This window comes from Bacillus sp. FSL L8-0358 (assembly GCF_038593095.1).
Classification (GTDB): domain Bacteria; phylum Bacillota; class Bacilli; order Bacillales; family Bacillaceae; genus Bacillus; species Bacillus subtilis.
Map to the genome: position 1 here is coordinate 2235116 of NZ_CP151962.1, position 20960 is coordinate 2256075.

Sequence of the window (20960 nt, forward strand, 5' to 3'; positions counted from 1 at the left end):
ACCTCAATCAGCATAAAAAGTTTCATATTCCGCCCGGGCTTCAATGCATTGTTCTGCCCTTTTGCGGTCGTCATCAGACTGAAAACTGATCCTTAAAATCCCGTTAATATCTTCTCGTGTTTCGATAATGCGGATATTCGTGATACTGATGCGCTCCGCAGCTAAGATCGCTGTTATCTCGGATATTACACCCGGATGATCGGGTACATCCACGTATAAATCATAAAATGCAGGTATCGCTCCCTTCTGCCGAAGCGGCAGCCCGTCGCGATAATCCTTGGCGGTTTTAAAATAACGAAATAGATTTTCCGCATCTTCTTGTTCTACATATGTACGGATCTTGTCAATTTCACGAATCCACTCATCAAAACGGTCTAAGATTTTATCTTTATTATGTAATAAAATATCCCGCCACATTGCCGGGCTGCTTGATGCAATCCTTGTAATATCTCTGAACCCGCCGGCAGCAAAACGCTTAACAAGCGGATACAGGTTTTCCGAGTGATGGGTTTGGTGAACAAGACTAGCTGCTACAATATGCGGAAAATGACTGATTACACTTGTAACGCCATCATGCTCCTCTGGCGACATTTCCACAAAATGGGCATTCGTCCCCTTCAGCAGGTTTTTTAACTGTTCCACAGCTTGTTTGTCCGTTTTCTGGCCTGGGGTTAAAATATAAAATGCATTTTCAAACAGGAACTCCTTCGCAGCGGCCACTCCTGATTTATGTGAACCCGCCATCGGATGTCCTCCGACAAATTGATAGCGGCTAGGCAGCACTTGATCAGCGTAATCAACCACTTTTTGCTTTGTGCTTCCTACATCCGTAATCAAAAGCTCATGTTCAATTCCTGAATGAGCCAGCTCTTCAAGCATAACCAGTGTTTGTTCGACAGGTGTCGCAATGATTACTGTAGCTGCCTCTTTCGCACCGCTAATAAACGAATCAGCACGATCGTCTATCACACCTAATTTTAATGCCGCTACCGCCTGTTCATCAGAGATGTCGATTCCGATAATCCGTTTGCCGGGATGATTTTTTTTGATGGCTAGGGCAATCGAACCGCCTATCAATCCGAGACCGGCGAGCAATATTGTATCTTTCATTTGATTCATACGTCATCACCTGGTTTATAGACTAAAGAGGTGATATTTGATCACCTCTTATAAAATTTCAGCTAAAATGGCAAGTATTTCTTCATTTTGCTCTTTTGTTCCGATCGTAATCCGGAGTGATGTCGGGAAACCTAATGCATTTCCTGACCGGACGATATAGCCTTTTTCCAGCAGAGCCTGAAACAGTTCATCAGCAGGACGTTTAAAGTCAATTAACACAAAATTTGTCTGTGAAGGGTAGCACTTTAAACCATGAGTTTTCGCAAAATCATAATACTGCTGAAGGCCTGCATTATTTTGCTCGACACAGGAAGCAATAAACGCTTGATCATCAAGTGCGGCAATCGCCGCAGCCTGGCCCAGACGGCTCGTATTAAACGGCTCTCTCGCCGGCTCAATCTGGCGAATCAGGTTCTCGTCAGCAATTCCGTATCCGACTCTGAGCGCTGCCAGACCGTATGCCTTTGAAAATGTGCGCAAAATCATCAAATTGGAATACTTGCTTAAGAGCGGCACGGTTTCTGGGTAATCCTCTGCTGTTACATATTCATAATATGCTTCGTCAAGAACAACAAGGACACGTGAAGGAACGCGCTCCAGAAATGCGAGTAATTCTCCTTCAGATGTATAAGTGCCAGTCGGATTATTCGGGCTGCATATCCAAACGACTTGTGTCTGTTCGTCGATGGCTTCTAACATGGCGTCTAAATCATGTGAGGCGTCGGGACGAAGTGCAATTTCACGTACTTCAGCACCTTCAATAACCGCATTATGTTTATATTGCGGAAAAGTCGGGGCAGCAGTGATCGTATTGGTTTTATTGTTTAGAAATGCCCGGCAGATGATCTGAATGATTTCATCAGAACCGTTGCCGAAAATAAGTGATGTTTCGCTGACATTGAGGTGCTTACTGAGCCTTGTCCGCAAAGCGGCGCTATACCCGTCCGGGTAAAGGGCTAGCTGTTGAATCTCATGATGAAGCGCCTCTTTTGCAGCCTCTGAACAGCCGTAAGGATTCTCGTTTGAAGCAAGCTTCACAACTTTATCCAAGCCATATTCTGAGTTCACTGCTTCAATCGGCTTTCCAGGCTGATAAGGCTTCAGCTGTTTTAAATGTTCTTTGATACGCAAATCAGTCACCTCATTTTAAACTGTACAAGCCGCCAAACGCCATTGCGTAATCCTCAAACTCCTGCAGCGCCTGATTTCTCGTTTCAGCGCTGATGAGCCGGTCCTTTAATTCTTCTATTTTTCTGACGAGCGCACTTCCCACTACGACACCGTCACTAATTTCATTCATCTTTATGACCTGTTCACGGTTTGATATACCGAACCCTACAGCAACCGGAACAGTGCTGAGATTCTTCACTGTCCGAATGAACGGGTACACGGATGAATTGAACTCATTGCGGACACCGGTCACACCCAGAGAAGATACACAGTAGACGAAGCCCTCGGCTTGTTCAATAATGGTTTTCAAACGGCTTTCGCTTGTCGGCGCAACCAAAGAAATATACGTCACCTCATGGCTTTTACATTCCTCTTGAAGGCTGGCGCTTTCTTCTAGTGGCAGATCCGGAACAAGCAGACCGTCAATATGATTTTCCCGCAGTAAAGCGAAAAAGTATTCTTTGTTCAATTGTAACACAGGATTATAATACGTAAAGAGGATAATCGGAATATTCACTCCGTTTTTTTTCATTTCTCCGCCTAATTCGATAGCCTTTACGATATTCATTCCTTGATCAAGTGCCCGCTTTGAAGCCCGCTGGATCACCGGACCGTCTGCAAGCGGGTCAGAGTATGCAACACCAAGCTCCAATGCAGTGGCGCCTGCTTTTTGGAGTGACTTCGCCAGTTCAATCGAAACCTCAGGAACTGGATCGCCCGCCGTAATAAACGGGATAAACAATTTTTCTGATGGTTGAAGATCCAATTTAAACATGGGCTTTCACCTCTTCTTCCAATACCTTCATTAATGTGTTGACATCCTTGTCTCCCCGTCCTGATAAACAGACGAGAATGAGTTGACCGCGATCCATTCCTTTGGCGAGTTTGAATGCTTTCGCTAACGCATGGGCAGATTCGATTGCCGGCAAAATCCCCTCTTTTTCTGACAAAAGCTTTAATGCATCCACCGCTTCTTCATCAGTGATACTGTCATAAGTGACACGGCCGCTCTTATGCAAGTATGCGTGCTCCGGACCGATTCCAGGATAGTCGAGACCGGCTGAAATAGAGTAGGGCTCAATAATTTGCCCGAACTCATCCTGAATGAGATAAGTCAATGAACCGTGAATAACCCCTACGGTTCCTTTCGAAATAGTGGCGGCATGAAGAGGCGTATCAATTCCTTTTCCTGCTGCTTCAGCGCCGATCAGTTCAACATCTTCATTTAAAAATGCCTGAAACATACCCATCGCATTGCTTCCTCCGCCTACACATGCCACTACTTTATCAGGCAGAGTGCCTTCAATACGTTTCAACTGATCCTTCGCTTCCTCTCCGATCATTTTTTGAAATTCACGGACCACTTGCGGATAAGGATGCGGGCCGACAACTGATCCAATCATATAAAAGTGATCCTCACAATGCTGAACCCAATACCGGATCGCCTCATTTGTGGCATCCTTCAATGTTCCGTTTCCGCTTGTTACAGGCACTACCTCCGCTCCAAGAAGCTTCATGCGGAAAACGTTCAGAGACTGGCGGGCAACATCCTCTTCACCCATAAACACAGTACAGGAAAAGCCGAATTTGGCTGCAACTGTTGCAGCGGCAACGCCATGCTGGCCGGCACCGGTTTCAGCAATGATTTTCGTTTTGCCCATTTTTTTAGCAAGCAGCGCTTGACCTAGCGCATTATTGATTTTATGAGAACCTGTATGGTTTAAATCTTCTCGTTTCAAATAGATTTTCGCGCCGCCTAAGTATTCAGTGACTCGATCAGCGTATGTTAATGCAGTCGGCCGTCCGGAATAGTCCTTTAACAGCTTATAATACTCTTCACGAAAAGCGGGATCATCCTTGATTTGTTTAAATGCTGTTTCTATTTCATCTAACGGCTGCATGAGTGTTTCCGGAACAAACTTTCCGCCAAAATCACCGTATCTGCCTATTTCATTCGGATATGGATACATATCGGTTCATCCTTTCTTCTAAAAGCCTCATCAGATTCTGATCTTTTTGTCCGTTTTTTTCAATTCCGCTGGCAAGGTCAATTCCTTCTGGCTGCCATTTCAATAGGCCTGTGATGCTATCCGGATTCACGCCGCCAGCGATAAAGCAGCGTTTACCAATAGCCGCCTGCTGATATTCCGGCACACATTCCCAAGAAAATGCAACACCAGTTCCGCCTCTAGACCCTTTTACAGATGAATCAATCACAAAGCCGTCAACATTATCTTTAAAGCGGGCTATTTCTTGAGTTGTGTTATCCTGATGGTGAAGCGCCTTCCATATTTCACAGCCTGTCAGCTTGCGAAGCGCATCAGCATCCGCCGGTTTTTCATCACCGTGAAGCTGAATGACGTCGAGCTTCAAGCTCTTGGCAATACGTGACATCGTCTCTATTGATTCATTAACAAAAACACCTGCAACCTGTTTTTCGACACGAACTTGGTTCAGCCATTTTTTCACATCTTGCGGAGATACTTTTCGTTTGCTTTCAGCAAAAATAAAGCCTAGGTAATCAGCCTGTGATTCCGCCGCAAGCTGCAAATCCTTTAGTGACCGAATACCGCAATATTTTAATGCCGGTTTCTTCACAACCTCACTCCCCAAACAAAGCATGGATTGCTTTACGCTGAGAAGTTTGTCTCATCAATGATTCACCGATAAGTACAGCTCTTGCCCCATGTTCATTGACAAATGTTAAATGTTCTAAAGAACCGATTCCGCTTTCGCTGACAAGCAAGGATTCTTTCGGAACGAGAGATGCGATTTGTTCTGTCTGCTTTACAGATGTTTCAAACGTTTTTAGGTTTCTATTATTTACGCCGAGAATGTCGGGTGTGAACACTTTCAATATTTGTTCTAGCGTTGATGCATTATGAACCTCCACTAACACGTCCATCCCCTTTTCACCTGCTTCAAGATATAATTCATGAAGGTGTAAGGGATCAAGCACCTCGCCGATTAACAATATGGCATCCGCTCCGACTCTTCTTGATTCCTCTACTTGAAGAGAATCAATAATAAAATCTTTTCTAAGTACAGGGATCGAAACAGCACGCTTTACGTCTGATAAATAGCTGTTTTCCCCTTGAAAAAACGGGGTGTCTGTTAAAACAGAAATCGCATCTGCCTTCGCATCCTCATAGTCTTTTGCAATCTGCACAGGCACAAAATCCTCTTTAATAAGCCCCTTTGACGGCGATGCTTTCTTCACTTCGGCAATCAACCCGATAAACCGATTCGGGCTTGCCAGCGCCTCCTTAAATGAACGTTTCTCGAAAGGCTGCTCTACCGGCAGAACCAGTGTTTTCACTTCTTCTTTCTTTTGTTTGATGATTTTTTCAAGCATAGATCTCTTCCTCTTTCTGCTTTAGTCGTTCAAGCTGCGCGGCAGCGCCTCCGCTTGTAATCGTCTCTAACGCCAGCTCCGTTCCTTCCTTCAGTGAGGCGGTAATTCCCGCCGTGTAAATCGCAGCACCCGCATTAAAGGCCGTAATAGATAAAGCGGAACTGCTGCTTTTATTTTCAAAAATATTCTGAATGAGATAGGCGCTCTCTTTCGGTGACTGCACCTGTAAATCTTCAAGTCTGCCATTTGTGAAACCGAAATCTTCGGGTGAAACGGTATATTCCCGGCGCTCTCCGTCCTTTAATTCAATCACGTCGGTCGGTGCTGTAATTGAAAGCTCATCTAAACCGTCACGGCTTGATACAAACATGACGTGCTTCGGCTGAAACGTCTCCAGTGCGCTTGCCATCAGTCCAGCTTTTTCAACAGAATAGACCCCAATCACCTGACGCTTCGCCTGTAAAGGATTGCTGAGCGGTCCAAGCAGATTAAATACCGTTCTGAAACCTAGCTCTTTTCTAGTACCTGCTACATGTTTCATAGACGAATAGTAAAGCGGCGCAAAAAGAAATCCCATATTGTTTGTTTCAATGCTGCTTTTGACCTTTTCGGGAGTGGTTTGAATAGAAACCTCTAGCTCCTCTAAAACATCAGCGCTTCCGCTTTTAGAAGAGACAGAGCGATTGCCATGCTTAGCGATTTTCGCGCCAGCTGCCGAGGCAACAATTGCCGAGGCCGTTGAGATATTAAAAGTGGAAATACCGTCTCCCCCTGTTCCGCATGTATCAACAATATCAGGAAGTCCATCGACTGTAAGAGCGTGTGCCCGCATTGCCTTCACAAAACCTGTAAGCTCTTCTGGCGTCTCTCCCCGATGAGCAAGAATAGACAATATACCACCCATTTCAGAAGGAGTCATTTCCGCTGCCATCATCATATTCATCAGCGTTTCAGCCTCACCGGCAGTAAGGGTTTTTCCGTCAACGCACAATTGTAGAAATCTGTTCATCAGCTTTATCCTCCTTGCTATGAAACATGTCTTCTGCAATATGAATCGTTTTCAGCAGCGCACCGGCTTTATTACAGCTTTCTTCGTATTCGGCTTCCGGAACAGAATCAGCAACAATGCCAGCACCTGCCTGTATCGATGCAACACCGTTCTTTACACTCATCGTGCGAATCGTTATACAAGAGTCGATATTCCCGTCAAACCCAATGTAGGCAATACACCCTCCATATGTCTCTCTCGGTGTTGGCTCGAGCTCTTGCAAAAGCTGCATGGCACGGATTTTGGGTGCGCCTGTTAAGGTCCCCGCCGGGAAAGCAGAAATCAGTGCATCGACAGGATGAACCCCTTTTTTCAATCGGCCTGTAACCACCGAGATAATGTGCATGACATGTGAAAAGGAAACAATTTTTGTGAACTCCGGCACAGAAACAGAACCATACTCTGCTACTCTGCCGATATCGTTTCGGGCAAGATCAACGAGCATGTAATGCTCCGCTTTTTCTTTTTCATCCTTCATGAGCTCAACCTTCAGTCTCTCATCTTCAGCTTTGTCTGCACCGCGTTTTCTCGTACCGGCAATCGGGTGGATTTCTAAGTGCCCGTCTTGAACGTGTATTAACCGTTCCGGAGAGCTGCCGACTATTTCTCTGTCTTGCAGTTTCATATAATACATATACGGAGAAGGATTGATGATCCTAAGCACTCGGTATAACTCAAAAGCATCTGCTTTTATCGGAACCTCAAATTTTTGTGACAAAACGCCCTGAAAGATATCGCCTGCTTTTATATAGCTTTTGATTTTTTCTACATCAGCCATAAAAGCCGATTTTTCATAATTAGAAGATACCGTCTCAAAGCTGGGCGTCTTGTATGAATCAGCAGAGAGAAACAGCTCTTTTATGTTTTTTTGGTCCATCATTTTTTCAATGAGATTTTGAAGCTCTAGATGATTTTGATGGAAAACATCCATTTTTTCGTTTTCTGTTTCCTCTCCAGTGAGCCTTGCATATTGGATAAAGTGGACGTTTTTGGTTTCATGATCATACGCAATTAATGTCCGGCAAACAAACAGCATACACTTTTCCATGTCTGTTTCTTTTGTATGCGAAGGAACAGAAGGCTCAATCAGCGGGATCATATCATAGCTTAAGTACCCGACAGCTCCGCCGACAAAAGGAATGCCAAGCTGAGGTGTTTTGATTTTGTATGTGGTATTCATCCAGTTCAGCACTTCTTTTAGTTCATTTCCTGTGTAAAGAGATTTGCTGTCCTGATCAGCGGCCGAAAAACGGCCCTGCTCTTCTTTAATTGTGAGAAATGGATGCAGGCCGATAAACGAATATCTGGACCAAGTGGATGTATCGTCCTTGCTTTCAAGAAGATACGTAATCTCCCTGTCAAGCTTCTCTATCATTTGAATGGGTGTCAGTGTATCGACTGTGAAGGTCTCCACAATCGGTATCGTGTGGTGGGACAAGCTGTCCTCTAAAAATGCGGAAATGTTTGATTGGAAATTCATTGCTCTCACTCCTTATGGCAAGGAGAATGAGAAGATGGCATGAGAGGATAAAATACTATATAACAAATAAACCCAAAAGAAAGACTTCTTTTGGGTAGAATAAACATACATGTCTCAGCTCAACTAAACTCATTCTCTGCTACCCTATTCTCTAACTCAACTCATTCTAATCGCTTTATACACACTCTTGTGTATTTCTAAGCTATTCTTATCGTATTACAATTCAGTATTTTTTGTCAATGATAAATCGGGCCTCAATACGACGGCTTTTTCTAAATATACATGTCTGATCTGATCCTGAGGGACATCTGTCTGGACCGTCATCATGACTCTTATGCACTTTTTCAGACCGCCTGTTACGTCCATTTCCTGCATACATGTTACCGGTACATACTGCCATCCTGAAAGCTCGCGAACAGCTTTTGCCGGGAAAACAGCGTGCAAGTCAGGTGTAGCCGAAAGAAGCATTTGAACAACATCTTCCGGTTTTGTATGATTTTCTTCTATGATTTTCTCTAACAGCTGTTTTGTTTTTTGTAAAATTTCTTCTTCAGTATCCCGTTCAACTGTAGTTGCTCCGCGAATTCCGCGAATCATCATGATGTCTCCTCCAATCGCCATTTGTTCAGCCAGCACTCAAGTTCATTTCTGGAAAAGGTATGATCAGCAACTTTCCCTAATTCGTTGAGCACAATAAACTGAATCTTCCCGCCACGGGTTTTCTTATCATTCATCATACGGTCCAAGAGAACCGAAGTTTCCGTCTCTTTTCTGATTTGACTTGGATAACCCAGGCTTTTTAGCCAGCTGACCAAACGTTTTCTGTCCATTTCACAGCCTACAGTCTTTTCGCTTATATATAAAGCAAACTGCATTCCGAGGGCTACGGCATCACCGTGAGTGATCTGCCCGTATCCATATTCCGCCTCAACGGCATGACCGAGCGTATGCCCGAAGTTTAAGTAAGCTCTTATCCCCTCTTCTTTTTCATCCTGCTGAACGACAGACGCTTTAATTGAAATGCCTTTAAAAATCATGTCTTTCAGCTGATCATTGGTGATATCACGCAGTGAGTGGATATTCAGCAGCTCCTCCAGAAACGCTCTGTCATAGATAAAAGCGTGTTTGATCACTTCTGCCATTCCGGACCGAAGCTCTTTTTCAGGCAGAGAACGCAGGAAATCTGTATCATAGAGCACGGCTTTCGGCTGATAAAACGCACCGATTAGATTTTTTCCAAGCGGATGGTTCACGGCTACTTTTCCTCCGACTGCGCTGTCATGCGCCAAGAGCGTCGTAGGCATTTGAATGAAATCAATGCCCCGCATAAAAGTGGCAGCCACAAAACCGGCAAGATCCCCTACAACACCGCCACCGAATGCGATGATGCATGAGGAGCGATCCATATGAAATCGAATCGCTTCACTCTGCAGCTTCGTGTACATATCCATTGATTTCGCCTGCTCTCCGCTCGGCACCGTCACTTTTTTCACAGGCCATTTTTCTTCGAGCAGGTGAAGCATTTCATCACCGTACAGGCGATCCACTTCTTCATCGGTAACAAGCATAATGCGTGTTAATGGCCTGTCTAGCGAGGTTAATAGTTCGCAAGCCTTTTTTCTGATACCTTGTCCGATAAAAACAGGATATGACGAGGAAGCAGTTTGAACATGCAGTGTCTTCATTAAAATTCCCTCGACAGTTTTCTCATATTCTCCACATTTTCTTTAATGCGGTCAATTTGATCTAATCCGAATTGTTCAACGACTGCGTTCGCAATTTCCCAAGCGACAGCCGCTTCAGCGACTACACTTGCCGCAGGAACAGCACAGCTGTCTGAACGTTCAATGCTGGCGGAAAACGGTTCTTTCGTTTCAATATCGACACTTTTCAGCGGTTTATACAAAGTCGGAATCGGCTTCATGACTCCGCGGACAACGATTGGCATCCCTGTCGTCATGCCGCCTTCCAGTCCGCCAAGTCTGTTAGTAGCACGGGTGTATCCTTTTTCCTCGTCCCAAATGATCTCGTCATGGACTTCGCTTCCATTTCGCCCTGCCGCCTCAAATCCGATGCCGAATTCCACACCTTTAAATGCGTTAATTGACAGAACAGCGGCAGCAAGCTTGCTATCCAGCTTGCGGTCATAATGGACATAGCTGCCCACGCCTACCGGCATTCCCTCGACAATGACTTCTACTATTCCGCCGATGGAATCTCCGTTTGCCTTTGCTTCATCAATGGCAGCCATCATTTTTTTGCCTGCCTCTTCATCGTAGCATCTGACAGGAGACTCTTCCGTTACGCGCTGCAGGTCTTCAATTGACGTATATTCTGTTTTTTCAGCTTTAACAGCGCCAATTTGCAACACGTGGCCTGCCACCTTAATGCCAAGCTCAGAAAGAATCTTTTTAGCTACAGCCCCTGCCGCCACTCTGACAGTTGTTTCCCTTGCTGAAGAACGCTCAAGCACATTTCTCATATCACGATGATTATATTTAATTGCACCGTTTAAGTCAGCGTGCCCGGGTCTCGGTCTGGAAATCTGGCGCTTCATTTCCTTTTCTTCATCTTCTGTAATCGGAGCGGCGCCCATGATTTTTGTCCAATGCTTCCAATCGTTATTTTCAACTACGAGAGCAATTGGTGAACCGAGTGTACGTGCATGGCGCACCCCGCTCATAATTTTGGCCTGGTCTTTTTCGATCTGCATGCGGCGGCCGCGGCCGTGTCCTTTTTGGCGTCTGGCAAGCTCAAAATTGATATCTTCCTCCGTTATGTAAAGCCCGGCAGGTACACCCTCAATAATGGTTGTCAGTTGGGGGCCGTGTGATTCTCCGGCTGTTAAATATCTCATGACTTCTTCTCCCTTCATCGCATTAACGCTTTTAAGTAAGACTACTATAACATATTTTTCAGCAAAAAGTCAGTCTATCTTTTTTGATAAAAGAATGTATCGGCTGGGACTAGGCCAAATTTCTCGGGGTTGAAGATTTGCTCGGTGCTGCCGACAAAAAGAACTCCATTCTTCTTCAAGCTATGTGCCATTTTTAAATACAGCTCTTCCTTCGCGCTTTCTGTAAAATAAATAAATACATTGCGGCACACGATTAAATTAAAGTCTTGTTCATAACGATCCGCCAGCAAATTGTGCTTTTTGAATGTAATATTCTTTTTGATTTCCGGTTTCACTTCATAACTTCTATTTGCGTTTTGCGTAAAATAACGATCTTTCACAGAGAGCGGCACTTCCTGTAAAGACCGCTCCTGATAAACGCCTTTTTTCGCTTTTTCCAATGCTTTTTCATCAATATCCGTCGCCAAAATCTGATAGCCCGGAAGACCTTTTTGCTGGTCCAAAAGCATGGCAAGCGTGTATGGCTCCTCCCCCGTTGAGCAGGCGGCACTCCAAATCTTTAAAGGCCTAGAGGTTTTGATTAACGGCAGAATTGCAGTCTCAAGAACTTCCCATCTTTTATAATTACGATAAAATTCTGAAACATTGATCGTCATTCTGTCCAACGTTTCATTTAAGAGAGCTTGATCCTTTTCCAATGCCGCCGCAAAGTCCTTAAAGCTTTGGAACCCCTTTTTCTCATAAAGTGACGTTAGCCTTCTCTTCATTTGTGCTTCTTTATATAGTGTTAAATCGACTCCGGTTAATTGTTTCCATTTCGTTGTAAATACGCTGTATGTATCCATCTCTACTCTCCCAGTCTCGCTGTCTTTTTGTCCTAGTATAGCTTGTTTTATCAGGAAATTGTATTGTTTCAATAAAAAAATCAGCTTTTCAGCTGATTTTAGATCGTTGGGAAAGGCAGAGGTCTGATGCACACTGCCATTCAACCCTTTATTCACTTTAATGTAAACCTTTACAAAACAGATCAAAAACCGGCGGCATTATATGATGCCGGCTCTGTTACTTATTTTCACAATGATTAATAGATCCAGCCTGCCATAAGCTGCTGATATGATACTAATTCTTCATTCTTAAAGAAAATGTTAATCTCGCGTTCTGCACTTTCGAGAGAATCAGAGCCGTGGATGATGTTTTTTCCGACAAACATGCCATAATCCCCACGAATCGTACCAGGTAAAGCTTCTTTAGGGTTTGTTTTCCCGATCAGCTGTCTCGTCACTTCAATGACATTTTCGCCTTCCCACACCATTGCGAATACAGGTCCTGAAGTAATAAACTCAACGAGCTCTCCGAAGAAAGGCTTTCCTTGATGTTCGGCGTAGTGTTTCTCAGCCATTTGTTCAGTCACTCTCATTAACTTGGCGCCAGCTAATTGTAAGCCCTTACGTTCGAATCTAGATAAAATGTCCCCAATGAGCTGACGTTGGACACCGTCTGGTTTCACCATGATAAAAGTCTTTTCCATCATATTCTCCACCCCATCATTATGTATGTATAGGCTTTCACACTGCACACCGAAATCGTAACATCTTTCTGATAATTAATCAATCCGGGGCGGAGAAATTTCTTAATATCTACAAAAATTAAAATTTTCTTTTACCGATATATTTTGCGATGGCTGCAAGAGACGAGCGTGCGCGCCCTCGAGGAAGCGTGTTTAATTTCTGAAAAGCTTTCTCCAGATACATTTCGCTTACTGCCATAGATGCTTCAATTGCATCTGTTTTTTTGATTTCTTCAATGATTGGTTCAAGCTGTTCCTGCGTTGTCTCACTGTTAATCAATTTAAGCTGGTTTTTTAATGCAGGTTTTTTCAGGGCATACAGCACTGGCAATGTGACGTTTCCTTGAAGCAAATCTCCTCCAACGGGTTTACCCAGCTCTTCTTCAGTTGAAGTAAAATCAAGAATATCATCAATAATCTGATAAGACATGCCGACGTAATACCCAAACCAGTACAATGCCTTATGAATCTTCTCATCAGCTCCAGACGCAATGGCACCAAGCTGGCAGCTGACCGCGATCAAGAGAGCCGTTTTTCTTTTGATACGCCGGAGATACGTTCTGAGATTTTGTTCCATGTTGTATTTGTCTTTGATCTGCTCAATTTCCCCTAGACAAACTTCAACGATCGTCTGTGACAAAATCCTATGGGCTTTCGGTTCGTTAATTCTCGTCATCATTTCAAGAGATCCCGCAAGCATATAATCGCCTGTGTACATCGCAATACGATTGTCCCACTTTGCTTTGATTGTCGGTTTTCCTCGGCGAAGCTCCGCATCATCAATGACATCATCATGAACCAAAGATGCCATGTGAATCATTTCCAGAGTGACGGCGACATATTTAATCTTATTAATATCGTAATCGCCAAACATGCCGGAAAGCAGTACGAAAACAGGCCGAATACGTTTCCCTCCGGCCTGCAGCAAGTGAAGACCTGCCTCGCTTAAAAGCGGGTAATCGGAACGTACGGTTTGTTCAAGTTCTCTCTCGATTACATCAATATCGTCATTTAAAAAAGAGTAGGCCATTTTAAATTTCATATCATTCACCCAAACATCTGTGTTTTCATTTCCATCCGATATGCGTGGCAGCGACTCCGCCAGTAAACGAATGATATTTAACATTTTTCAGGCCCGCCTCTTCAAACAGGCCTGCCAGTTCCTTCATTCCAGGGAAGTCTCTGGCTGATTCTTGAAGCCAAGAATATTCTTTATAGCTCTTCGCAAACAGTTTCCCGAAAAACGGCATAATGTACTTAAAGTACATAAAGTAAGCCTGTCTGAATCCGAACATTTCCGGCTGGGACGTTTCCAGACATACCACCTGCCCGCCCGGCTTCACTACACGTCTCATCTCTTTCAGTACAGTCAAGTAATCAGGGACATTGCGGAGTCCGAAGCCAATGGTGACATAATCAAATGTATCATCATCAAAAGGAAGCTCCATCGCATTTCCGTGCAGCAGTTCAATTTGGCTGAATCCGCCGTCTTTTACTTTCTGCTCGCCGACACTCAGCATATTTTCACTGAAATCCAAGCCCTTGATCTCGCCGCTTTTGCCGGCCGCTTTTGCAAGAGCGATCGTCCAGTCAGCCGTTCCGCAGCAGACATCAAGTGCTTTTGCGCCTTCTTTTACATTCATGATGCGCATCGTTTTGTCGCGCCATTTTTTATGCTGCTGAAAACTGATGACAGAGTTCATTTGGTCATAGTTTTTATATATTTTTTCAAATACTCCGTGTACGCGCTGTTCTTTTGAGTCCTGCATAATGGTTTACCCTTCTTCCACTTTCTGATGATAGGTTTGATCTTGGCTGATTGTCTTCAGACGGTTTATTAAAATGTTCTGAATAGGTGAATTTAGAGGCAGAAGTGACTCAATGCTGTTTTTCGCTTTTTTAAAACAATCTTCTAATATCTCTTCTTTTGTTTTTCCCAGCTGTATAAAACTGCCGATCACATCCAGAAATGCATCATTTCCGTTCATAAGCCGCTTAAATACAAAAAAATCACTCGACAGCTTTTTCCAGCGCGGGAGGTTGAAGTGTTCCGCCACACGATGGAATAAAGCTGATTCAACGATGCCGACACTTTCGAAAAAATCGTTTTCGTCCTTGAAAGAACGGTCATATAGACGAATTTTATGTTCGTTGATTTCTTTAATGGCTGTAGCAAGCGTCCGAATCATGTAGATATCCTTCATTTCAGATAGTAAAGAGTAGTACAGCCCGCTGAAATAATCGCCCGCGAGAACAGTCAATTGGCGGTTTTTGTTTTCGTCTCGTTTTATGACTCTAGCTGTCGTCACTTCATCATGGGTATCAAGGGCGCTTTGTACAAGCATCGCTGTTACAATATAATTTTCTCTGTCGTTGTTTTTTATGGCAGCTTCTTCAAATAAAGCATGAAAAAGAAGAAGCTTATCCTCATCAATTTTCGGCGCAGAAATATGCTTCGCTAAATAAGGATGAGACAGCTTTTGTTTTAATTTCGTGTTCAGATTGGCTAAAGTTCCGTAGATGTCTTGCAAAAATATCACCCTTGTCCCCAAATTCACATTTATTTCTTAATCTATGTATGAGTTTTATCTTTTCATTCGCTTACGCAGGTATCATTATAGCATAAAAAAAAGAAATTGGCTGTATCCTCCCGCTGTTTGCGAGCATTTGCTTTTAACAGCGGGGACAGCCAGCTTATTTTTTTTCGCTTTTCATTTCTCCGTACGCGGTTTGAATCAGTGCCTCTCCTCTGACTTTAATGGCAGAAGTATGCTCTGTAAACTGAGCGATGATCACTTCTCCCTTGTCGAGTTTTTCGGAATGGTGAAACTTTGTGTCTGTTCCTCTTGTCAGGCCTATCACATTCACTCCGTCCTCAACGGCTTTAATGACGACAAAATCACTTGAATGCTTTTGGTTCATTTATAGCACCCTCTATCTTTATTAGTCCTGGCGTTTAATATGTTCCAATACTTCTGCACGGGCAGCGGCATCATCTTTAAAAACGCCTCTGACTGCTGAAGTCACAGTTTTCGCACCCGGTTTTCTTACACCGCGCATCGTCATGCACATGTGTTCCGCTTCAACCACTACCATTACGCCATGCGGATCAAGCGTTTCTACGATGCTTTCTGCAATTGTAGAAGTGATGCGTTCCTGAAGCTGCGGGCGCTTTGCAACGGCTTCAACGGCACGTGCCAGTTTGCTGAGTCCTGTGACCTTTCCGCCTCGCGGGATATATGCAACATGTGCTTTTCCATAAAAGGGAACAAGGTGATGCTCACACATAGAATGAAACGCGATATCTTTTACAAGAACAAGCTCCTCATGGTTTTCACCGAAGATAGTCTGGAAATGTTCTTTTGGATCTTCATTCAAGCCGGAGAATACTTCGGCATACATCTTTGCGACTCTTTTCGGAGTATCAAGAAGCCCTTCTCTATTCGGGTCTTCTCCGATCGCTTCTAAAATTTGACGAACAGCTTGTTCGATTTGCTCTTTATTAACTTCTTTCATGTTCTATGTCCTCCACCAATGAATACATTTAATTTCGATTCTAGCACATATGCCCCGCTAAAAGCAAAGTGAATGCCCTGTCAGGAAGCCCATGCTCTTGAAATATGAAAAGCCCCTTAGAAAGGGGCTTTTCTGTGAAGAAATAAAGTGTATGTAAGCTAGATGCATACACGATCTATATTCACAATTATTTTCCGGCAACTGCGTCTTTAAGCGCTTTACCTGGTTTGAAAGCAGGTACTTTGCTTGCTGGAATTTCGATTTCTTCACCTGTTTGAGGGTTGCGTCCTTTACGTGCAGAACGTTCACGCACCTCGAAGTTACCAAAACCGATCAGTTGGATTTTATCACCGTTTTTAAGTGCATCTAAGATCGTATCAAAAACAGAGTCAACTGCTTTTGTAGCGTCTTTTTTAGACAATTCGCTTGCTTCTGCAACCGCATTGATAAGTTCTGTTTTGTTCATGCCTTTCACCTCCTCCCAAAAGGATACATTCAGTTCGTTTATTATCATTTCTTCACAGTTCAGTCTGATTCTAAACCTGTCTCAGAAAAAAATGAGAGCAAGTAAGAGAAAGACAATTAAACGGCTTTTTAAGAAAAACTGCACTCTGAGGAATGTTTGTCCAACAAAGTGAAGAATTTCTGTATGTAGAGTAACACATATAAAAAGCCATATCAAGCATTTTAAAGCGTCAATCCCTTGCTCGTCAAGGATTTAAGGTGATTTACCGAACAAATATTCCTTTTTTTCCTTTTTTCATCCTATTCCTTGATCCTTTTCCATTATTAAGAGCAAAGAAAAAAGACCTCCTATTCTATAAAGAGGTCTACCGGTATTACAGGATGATGGCGATTAAGCCGCCAGAGCCTTCGTTTATGATTCTTTCTAATGTTTCTTTTAATTTATACCGTGCGTTTTCAGGCATTAATGACAGCTTTGCCTGAATCCCTTCTCTCACAATTGAGCTCAACGACCTTCCGAAAATATCGGAATTCCAGATGGAGAGCGGATCATCCTCAAAGTCCTGCATTAAATAGCGTACAAGCTCTTCACTTTGTTTTTCCGTTCCGATAATCGGGGCGAATTCGCTTTCGACATCGACTTTGATCATATGGATCGACGGAGCGACAGCTTTCAGCCTTACACCGAATCGCGAGCCCTGCCTTATAATTTCCGGCTCATCGAGACTCATATCGGCTAAAGCAGGAGCTGCAATGCCGTATCCCGTCTGTTTGACCATTTTTAAGGCATCAGACACTTGATCATATTCTGTTTTCGCATGGGCAAAGTCTTGCATGAGCTCAAGCAGATGGTCTCTTCCTCTGATTTCGACGCCCACAACTTCTTTTAGGATTTGATCATATAGATGATCCGGCGCGTACAAATCAATTTCTGCCACCCCTTGGCCCAGCTCAATTCCGGCTAATCCGGCACTTTCAATGAATTCAAACTCGCTGAATTGGCCGACAACCCTGTCTACGTCCCGGAGCCGTTTAATATCCTTAACCGTTTCCTTCACGGACTCCTGATAGCTTTCACGCAGCCAATGGTTTTCTTTCAGCACCATTACCCAGCTTGGGAGATTGACATTCACTTCAAGCACCGGAAACTCGTAGAGGGCCTCTCTGAGCACATTCAGCACATCTGATTCCCGCATGCTCTCTACACTCATTGCCAATACCGGGATATCATATTTTTCGCTTAAATCCTGGCGCATGGCTTCCGTTTCCGGGTGATACGGCCTGACTGAGTTGATGACCATAATAAAAGGTTTGCCAACCTCTTTCAGCTCTTCAATGACTCTTTCTTCAGCCTCTATATAGTCACTTCTGGCGATATCTCCAATGGTGCCGTCTGTCGTAATGACAACTCCGATGGTCGAGTGTTCTTGAATGACTTTTCGAGTGCCGATTTCAGCAGCCTCATGAAATGGGATCGGTTCTTCGTACCAAGGCGTATTGATCATCCGCGGCCCGTTTTCATCTTCATATCCTTTAGCGCCGGGCACTGTGTAACCTACACAATCTACTAATCTTATATTCACATCGAGTCCGTCTGACACATGAACAGACATCGCCTGATTCGGAACAAATTTAGGCTCTGTAGTCATAATGGTTTTGCCGGCTGCGCTCTGCGGCAGTTCATCCTGCGCTCGGGCCCGGTCTGCTTCGTTACTGATATTCGGGAGCACCACAAGCTCCATAAATTTTTTAATGAACGTGGATTTTCCTGTACGGACAGCACCTACGACTCCTAAGTATATATCGCCTCCTGTTCGTTCAGCGATATCCTTGAAAATATCGACCTTTTCCAAGTGATCCCCTCCCGGACTTCCTATCCTTTTCAATTTTATTAAGCTCTTTCAATCAAACACAGGACACTATATGTGTATGACGTTGTCCTATTTGAATATGACATCTTTAGAAAATTTCTCATCCTCAATCTATTAATATAAAAAAACCTTTCTCCCTATTTGTATGCAAGGGAGAAAGGTTCATTCCTTTTTCATATCATTTTCTAAAAAAACAGGTTCCTGTTTGTCATTTACCGTATATGTTACAGAAAACGCGGGGACAAAGGGGGTTTCCTGCCAAATCATATCCTGGATTTCAGTCCCGGGTTTAAACGTTTTCTTGCTTTTTTTGAGGCAAGAAGCCAGCTCAGTCCGGTAATCGGCATATATTTCTCCGTCTCCGTCAATCATAAGCGGCAAGGAATTCCCTGAGATTGGGCTTGTCACTGTAAGAGAGCTTCCATCCCCAAGCTTCTTCTCATCGAGTGTAAATAAATCATGAGATAGCACATCCTTGTAAGGCGGATATTGATGCTCCTGACGATACATTTGGATGCGCAATTTCACATCGCGAATTTTTTCTGCCATCTTTAAATCAATTAATTTAACAGTCGGATCGTTCTCTACGTCAACAAGCACGTATTGATAGTCTCCCCCGCTTTCAAATGCCGTACTTGGAGGTTCAGCTATGTATCTTGGCGCTAACCGGTTAAAGTCTATCGGATATTTTTGATATAGCGGTGTCGACATATCTTTGGTTTGAATGGGAAGCAGCCCTCCATTTGCCTTTTGAAATTCATCAACAGCAGATTGAACCTGCTTTAGCTGGTCTTGATAAGGAATGGCATGCACACTGCTTTTCCGTTCATTTGGATATAAACATCCGGATAAAAACACGACTGCCGCAAAAATGATTGCGCACTTCAGTTTACCCATACAGCACTTCCTTTTACAGCTTTATTCATTGACAGGGCCGCTAAAAACCACGACAAACACAATAATTCCAGATATGAGCATACACATGTATGCGAATGATGAAATCGCAATCTTCAAAAAACGGTTTTGGCACTTAAAGCGGCTTAAATAGATGGAAGCTACAGCCAGAAACATCAGACCCATGGACCCTAGAGCAAACCACATTTTCATCAATGCCAGATTCAATGACGTGCGCCTCCCCGATATGTATGATGTAAGCGTTATATTATATTTTAATATACAGCGCCGGAAAAGATCAACCAGATTTTCCATCCTTTGATAGAACAAAAAAAACTGAAGCAAAGAGGGGGACCTTCGCTTCAGTCAAATTGACTATATTCACCTGCACGTTTAAGAAACACTCTCTTGGACTTCGATGCTATAGTATGCGACATGGCATACAGATGCATCCTCTATTGCCTAAATCGGCAAAATGTTTCAGGAGATCCCAAGACATTGGGTGTTCTTCTGTTTTTCGGGCTTTCGTTCAATTAAGATATGCGTTTCACCATACGATTGACACTTTTACTTCACTTGATTTTCAAACGTATTTACCAAATCCTCCATCTCGTGGGTTTTCCCTCTCGCCATTAAAGATTCAACAGCGGTTTCCACTTTTTGTCCGTTGAATAGGACCTGATGGAGAGCTTCTGTAATCGGCATTTTAACATCATATTTCTTCGAAAGCTGGTAAGCCGCTTTCGTCGTGCGGACGCCTTCAACTACCATTCCCATCTCTTCAAGAACATCTTCAAGCTTGTACCCTTTTCCGAGCAAATTGCCCGCACGCCAGTTTCTGGAATGAACACTTGTGCACGTCACAATCAGATCGCCTACTCCTGTCAATCCAGAGAACGTCAAGGGATTTCCGCCCATTTTCGTTCCGAGTCTCGCGATTTCGGCAAGTCCGCGTGTAATCAAAGCAGCTTTGGCATTGTCGCCGTACCCTAAACCATCTGTAATTCCTGCAGCAAGGGCAATAATATTCTTTAAAGCCCCTCCGATTTCAACTCCGATAATGTCAGGATTTGTGTACACCCGAAAATTGTGATTAATAAATAGATCCTGCACCTCTTCTGCTGCCCTCATGCTCTTTGAAGATGCAGTAACAGTTGTGGGGTGCCGCAGCCCTACTTCTTCCGCATGACTCGGACCGGAAAGGACAACGATATCTTTTCTGACATCACTCGGGAGCTCAATTTCCATAATTTCAGAAATGCGCAGAAGTGAATCCGGCTCGATACCCTTGCTGACATGAACAAAGACTGTTTTTTTCGTTATAAAAGGGACAGCCTGTCTCAGCACTTCCCGAATTGCTTTTGTTGGAACAGCAACGATAATGAAATCCGCGTCTGAAACAGCTGTCTTCATATCCGTTGTTGCCTCAATAGATTCTGGAAGCTTGACGTTCGGCAAATAATCTTTATTTTCATGCTGATCATTGATTTGATGGATCAGATCTGCACGGTGCCCCCACATGGTTACATCGTGATGATTATCAGCTAACACTAAAGCCAGTGCTGTTCCCCAGCTCCCTGCTCCGAGCATTGTGACTTTTTTCATATTTGCTTCACAC

The 20960-nt window shown here is 43.7% G+C and carries 23 protein-coding genes; all 23 read right to left on the minus strand.

Annotated features, from left to right (window positions below):
• Nucleotides 1-3 precede the first annotated feature (3 nt).
• A complete protein-coding gene (locus NYE49_RS11295; protein ID WP_014480118.1) occupies nt 4-1119 on the minus strand; it encodes a prephenate dehydrogenase in 1116 nt (371 codons plus the stop codon).
• Between the two features lie 48 nt (nt 1120-1167).
• On the minus strand, nt 1168-2250 hold the full coding sequence (hisC, locus tag NYE49_RS11300) for a histidinol-phosphate transaminase (RefSeq protein WP_342410230.1): 1083 nt from the start codon (nt 2248-2250) through the stop codon (nt 1168-1170).
• A gap of 10 nt (nt 2251-2260) precedes the next feature.
• Nucleotides 2261-3064: a tryptophan synthase subunit alpha gene (gene trpA / locus NYE49_RS11305; protein ID WP_032726040.1), complete on the minus strand. Its 804-nt coding sequence runs from the start codon at nt 3062-3064 to the stop codon at nt 2261-2263.
• A complete protein-coding gene (gene trpB / locus NYE49_RS11310; RefSeq protein WP_015383968.1) occupies nt 3057-4259 on the minus strand; it encodes a tryptophan synthase subunit beta in 1203 nt (400 codons plus the stop codon). The genes trpA and trpB overlap by 8 nt, the downstream gene beginning before the upstream one ends.
• The gene (locus NYE49_RS11315) at nt 4240-4887 is read right to left on the minus strand and encodes a phosphoribosylanthranilate isomerase (protein WP_047182806.1); all 648 of its coding nucleotides are present in this window, start codon (nt 4885-4887) and stop codon (nt 4240-4242) included. Before NYE49_RS11315 ends, trpB begins: the two co-directional genes overlap by 20 nt.
• A gap of 4 nt (nt 4888-4891) precedes the next feature.
• Nucleotides 4892-5644: an indole-3-glycerol phosphate synthase TrpC gene (trpC, locus tag NYE49_RS11320; RefSeq protein WP_047182807.1), complete on the minus strand. Its 753-nt coding sequence runs from the start codon at nt 5642-5644 to the stop codon at nt 4892-4894.
• A complete protein-coding gene (gene trpD / locus NYE49_RS11325) occupies nt 5637-6653 on the minus strand; it encodes an anthranilate phosphoribosyltransferase (protein WP_015483379.1) in 1017 nt (338 codons plus the stop codon). The genes trpC and trpD overlap by 8 nt, the downstream gene beginning before the upstream one ends.
• Nucleotides 6625-8172: an anthranilate synthase component I gene (trpE, locus tag NYE49_RS11330; RefSeq protein WP_047182808.1), complete on the minus strand. Its 1548-nt coding sequence runs from the start codon at nt 8170-8172 to the stop codon at nt 6625-6627. The genes trpD and trpE overlap by 29 nt, the downstream gene beginning before the upstream one ends.
• A gap of 216 nt (nt 8173-8388) precedes the next feature.
• Complete coding sequence (gene aroH, locus NYE49_RS11335) at nt 8389-8772, minus strand: chorismate mutase (protein WP_004398675.1); 384 nt, start codon at nt 8770-8772, stop codon at nt 8389-8391.
• Nucleotides 8769-9857: a 3-dehydroquinate synthase gene (gene aroB, locus NYE49_RS11340; RefSeq protein WP_047182809.1), complete on the minus strand. Its 1089-nt coding sequence runs from the start codon at nt 9855-9857 to the stop codon at nt 8769-8771. Before aroB ends, aroH begins: the two co-directional genes overlap by 4 nt.
• Nucleotides 9857-11029, minus strand: a complete 1173-nt coding sequence (aroC, locus tag NYE49_RS11345) for a chorismate synthase (protein WP_015483382.1) — start codon at nt 11027-11029, stop codon at nt 9857-9859. Before aroC ends, aroB begins: the two co-directional genes overlap by 1 nt.
• Before the next feature lie 74 nt (nt 11030-11103).
• On the minus strand, nt 11104-11874 hold the full coding sequence (gene cheR / locus NYE49_RS11350) for a protein-glutamate O-methyltransferase CheR (protein ID WP_047182810.1): 771 nt from the start codon (nt 11872-11874) through the stop codon (nt 11104-11106).
• Between the two features lie 236 nt (nt 11875-12110).
• Entirely contained in the window at nt 12111-12560 is a 450-nt protein-coding gene (gene ndk, locus NYE49_RS11355; RefSeq protein WP_010886554.1) for a nucleoside-diphosphate kinase, read from the minus strand.
• 115 nt (nt 12561-12675) lie between these two features.
• Entirely contained in the window at nt 12676-13638 is a 963-nt protein-coding gene (hepT, locus tag NYE49_RS11360; RefSeq protein WP_047183567.1) for a heptaprenyl diphosphate synthase component II, read from the minus strand.
• 25 nt (nt 13639-13663) lie between these two features.
• Nucleotides 13664-14365, minus strand: a complete 702-nt coding sequence (gene menG, locus NYE49_RS11365) for a demethylmenaquinone methyltransferase (protein ID WP_003230580.1) — start codon at nt 14363-14365, stop codon at nt 13664-13666.
• Nucleotides 14366-14371: 6 nt separating this feature from the next.
• On the minus strand, nt 14372-15127 hold the full coding sequence (hepS, locus tag NYE49_RS11370) for a heptaprenyl diphosphate synthase component 1 (RefSeq protein WP_015483384.1): 756 nt from the start codon (nt 15125-15127) through the stop codon (nt 14372-14374).
• A gap of 163 nt (nt 15128-15290) precedes the next feature.
• On the minus strand, nt 15291-15518 hold the full coding sequence (gene mtrB, locus NYE49_RS11375; protein WP_003230576.1) for a trp RNA-binding attenuation protein MtrB: 228 nt from the start codon (nt 15516-15518) through the stop codon (nt 15291-15293).
• A gap of 21 nt (nt 15519-15539) precedes the next feature.
• Entirely contained in the window at nt 15540-16112 is a 573-nt protein-coding gene (gene folE, locus NYE49_RS11380) for a GTP cyclohydrolase I FolE (protein WP_003225516.1), read from the minus strand.
• 187 nt (nt 16113-16299) lie between these two features.
• Nucleotides 16300-16578 (minus strand): non-specific DNA-binding protein Hbs, encoded by a 279-nt coding sequence (gene hbs, locus NYE49_RS11385; RefSeq protein WP_003153447.1) that lies wholly within the window; start codon nt 16576-16578, stop codon nt 16300-16302.
• A gap of 373 nt (nt 16579-16951) precedes the next feature.
• Entirely contained in the window at nt 16952-18430 is a 1479-nt protein-coding gene (gene spoIVA, locus NYE49_RS11390) for a stage IV sporulation protein A (protein WP_014480131.1), read from the minus strand.
• A 180-nt stretch (nt 18431-18610) separates the two neighbouring features.
• The gene (locus NYE49_RS11395) at nt 18611-19345 is read right to left on the minus strand and encodes a hypothetical protein (protein ID WP_047182811.1); all 735 of its coding nucleotides are present in this window, start codon (nt 19343-19345) and stop codon (nt 18611-18613) included.
• A gap of 21 nt (nt 19346-19366) precedes the next feature.
• Complete coding sequence (locus NYE49_RS11400; RefSeq protein WP_004399143.1) at nt 19367-19570, minus strand: DUF2768 domain-containing protein; 204 nt, start codon at nt 19568-19570, stop codon at nt 19367-19369.
• A 339-nt stretch (nt 19571-19909) separates the two neighbouring features.
• Nucleotides 19910-20947 carry an NAD(P)H-dependent glycerol-3-phosphate dehydrogenase gene (locus NYE49_RS11405; RefSeq protein WP_047182812.1) on the minus strand — a complete coding sequence of 346 codons (1038 nt, stop codon included), beginning with the start codon at nt 20945-20947 and terminating at the stop codon, nt 19910-19912.
• Nucleotides 20948-20960 lie beyond the last annotated feature (13 nt).

Bases quoted from the DNA above. Each gene is read 5' to 3' on its own strand.
- trpB (WP_015383968.1), bottom strand. From the start codon at position 4,259: ATGTATCCATATCCGAATGAAATAGGCAGATACGGTGATTTTGGCGGA.
- NYE49_RS11405 (WP_047182812.1), bottom strand. From the start codon at position 20,947: ATGAAAAAAGTCACAATGCTCGGAGCAGGGAGCTGGGGAACAGCACTG.
- aroH (WP_004398675.1), bottom strand. From the start codon at position 8,772: ATGATGATTCGCGGAATTCGCGGAGCAACTACAGTTGAACGGGATACT.
- aroB (WP_047182809.1), bottom strand. From the start codon at position 9,857: ATGAAGACACTGCATGTTCAAACTGCTTCCTCGTCATATCCTGTTTTT.
- trpE (WP_047182808.1), bottom strand. From the start codon at position 8,172: ATGAATTTCCAATCAAACATTTCCGCATTTTTAGAGGACAGCTTGTCC.
- NYE49_RS11295 (WP_014480118.1), bottom strand. From the start codon at position 1,119: ATGAATCAAATGAAAGATACAATATTGCTCGCCGGTCTCGGATTGATA.
- trpD (WP_015483379.1), bottom strand. From the start codon at position 6,653: ATGAACAGATTTCTACAATTGTGCGTTGACGGAAAAACCCTTACTGCC.
- trpA (WP_032726040.1), bottom strand. From the start codon at position 3,064: ATGTTTAAATTGGATCTTCAACCATCAGAAAAATTGTTTATCCCGTTT.
- mtrB (WP_003230576.1), bottom strand. From the start codon at position 15,518: ATGAACCAAAAGCATTCAAGTGATTTTGTCGTCATTAAAGCCGTTGAG.
- hepT (WP_047183567.1), bottom strand. From the start codon at position 13,638: ATGAAATTTAAAATGGCCTACTCTTTTTTAAATGACGATATTGATGTA.
- menG (WP_003230580.1), bottom strand. From the start codon at position 14,365: ATGCAGGACTCAAAAGAACAGCGCGTACACGGAGTATTTGAAAAAATA.
- folE (WP_003225516.1), bottom strand. From the start codon at position 16,112: ATGAAAGAAGTTAATAAAGAGCAAATCGAACAAGCTGTTCGTCAAATT.
- aroC (WP_015483382.1), bottom strand. From the start codon at position 11,029: ATGAGATATTTAACAGCCGGAGAATCACACGGCCCCCAACTGACAACC.
- trpC (WP_047182807.1), bottom strand. From the start codon at position 5,644: ATGCTTGAAAAAATCATCAAACAAAAGAAAGAAGAAGTGAAAACACTG.
- NYE49_RS11395 (WP_047182811.1), bottom strand. From the start codon at position 19,345: ATGGGTAAACTGAAGTGCGCAATCATTTTTGCGGCAGTCGTGTTTTTA.
- hbs (WP_003153447.1), bottom strand. From the start codon at position 16,578: ATGAACAAAACAGAACTTATCAATGCGGTTGCAGAAGCAAGCGAATTG.
- cheR (WP_047182810.1), bottom strand. From the start codon at position 11,874: ATGGATACATACAGCGTATTTACAACGAAATGGAAACAATTAACCGGA.
- ndk (WP_010886554.1), bottom strand. From the start codon at position 12,560: ATGATGGAAAAGACTTTTATCATGGTGAAACCAGACGGTGTCCAACGT.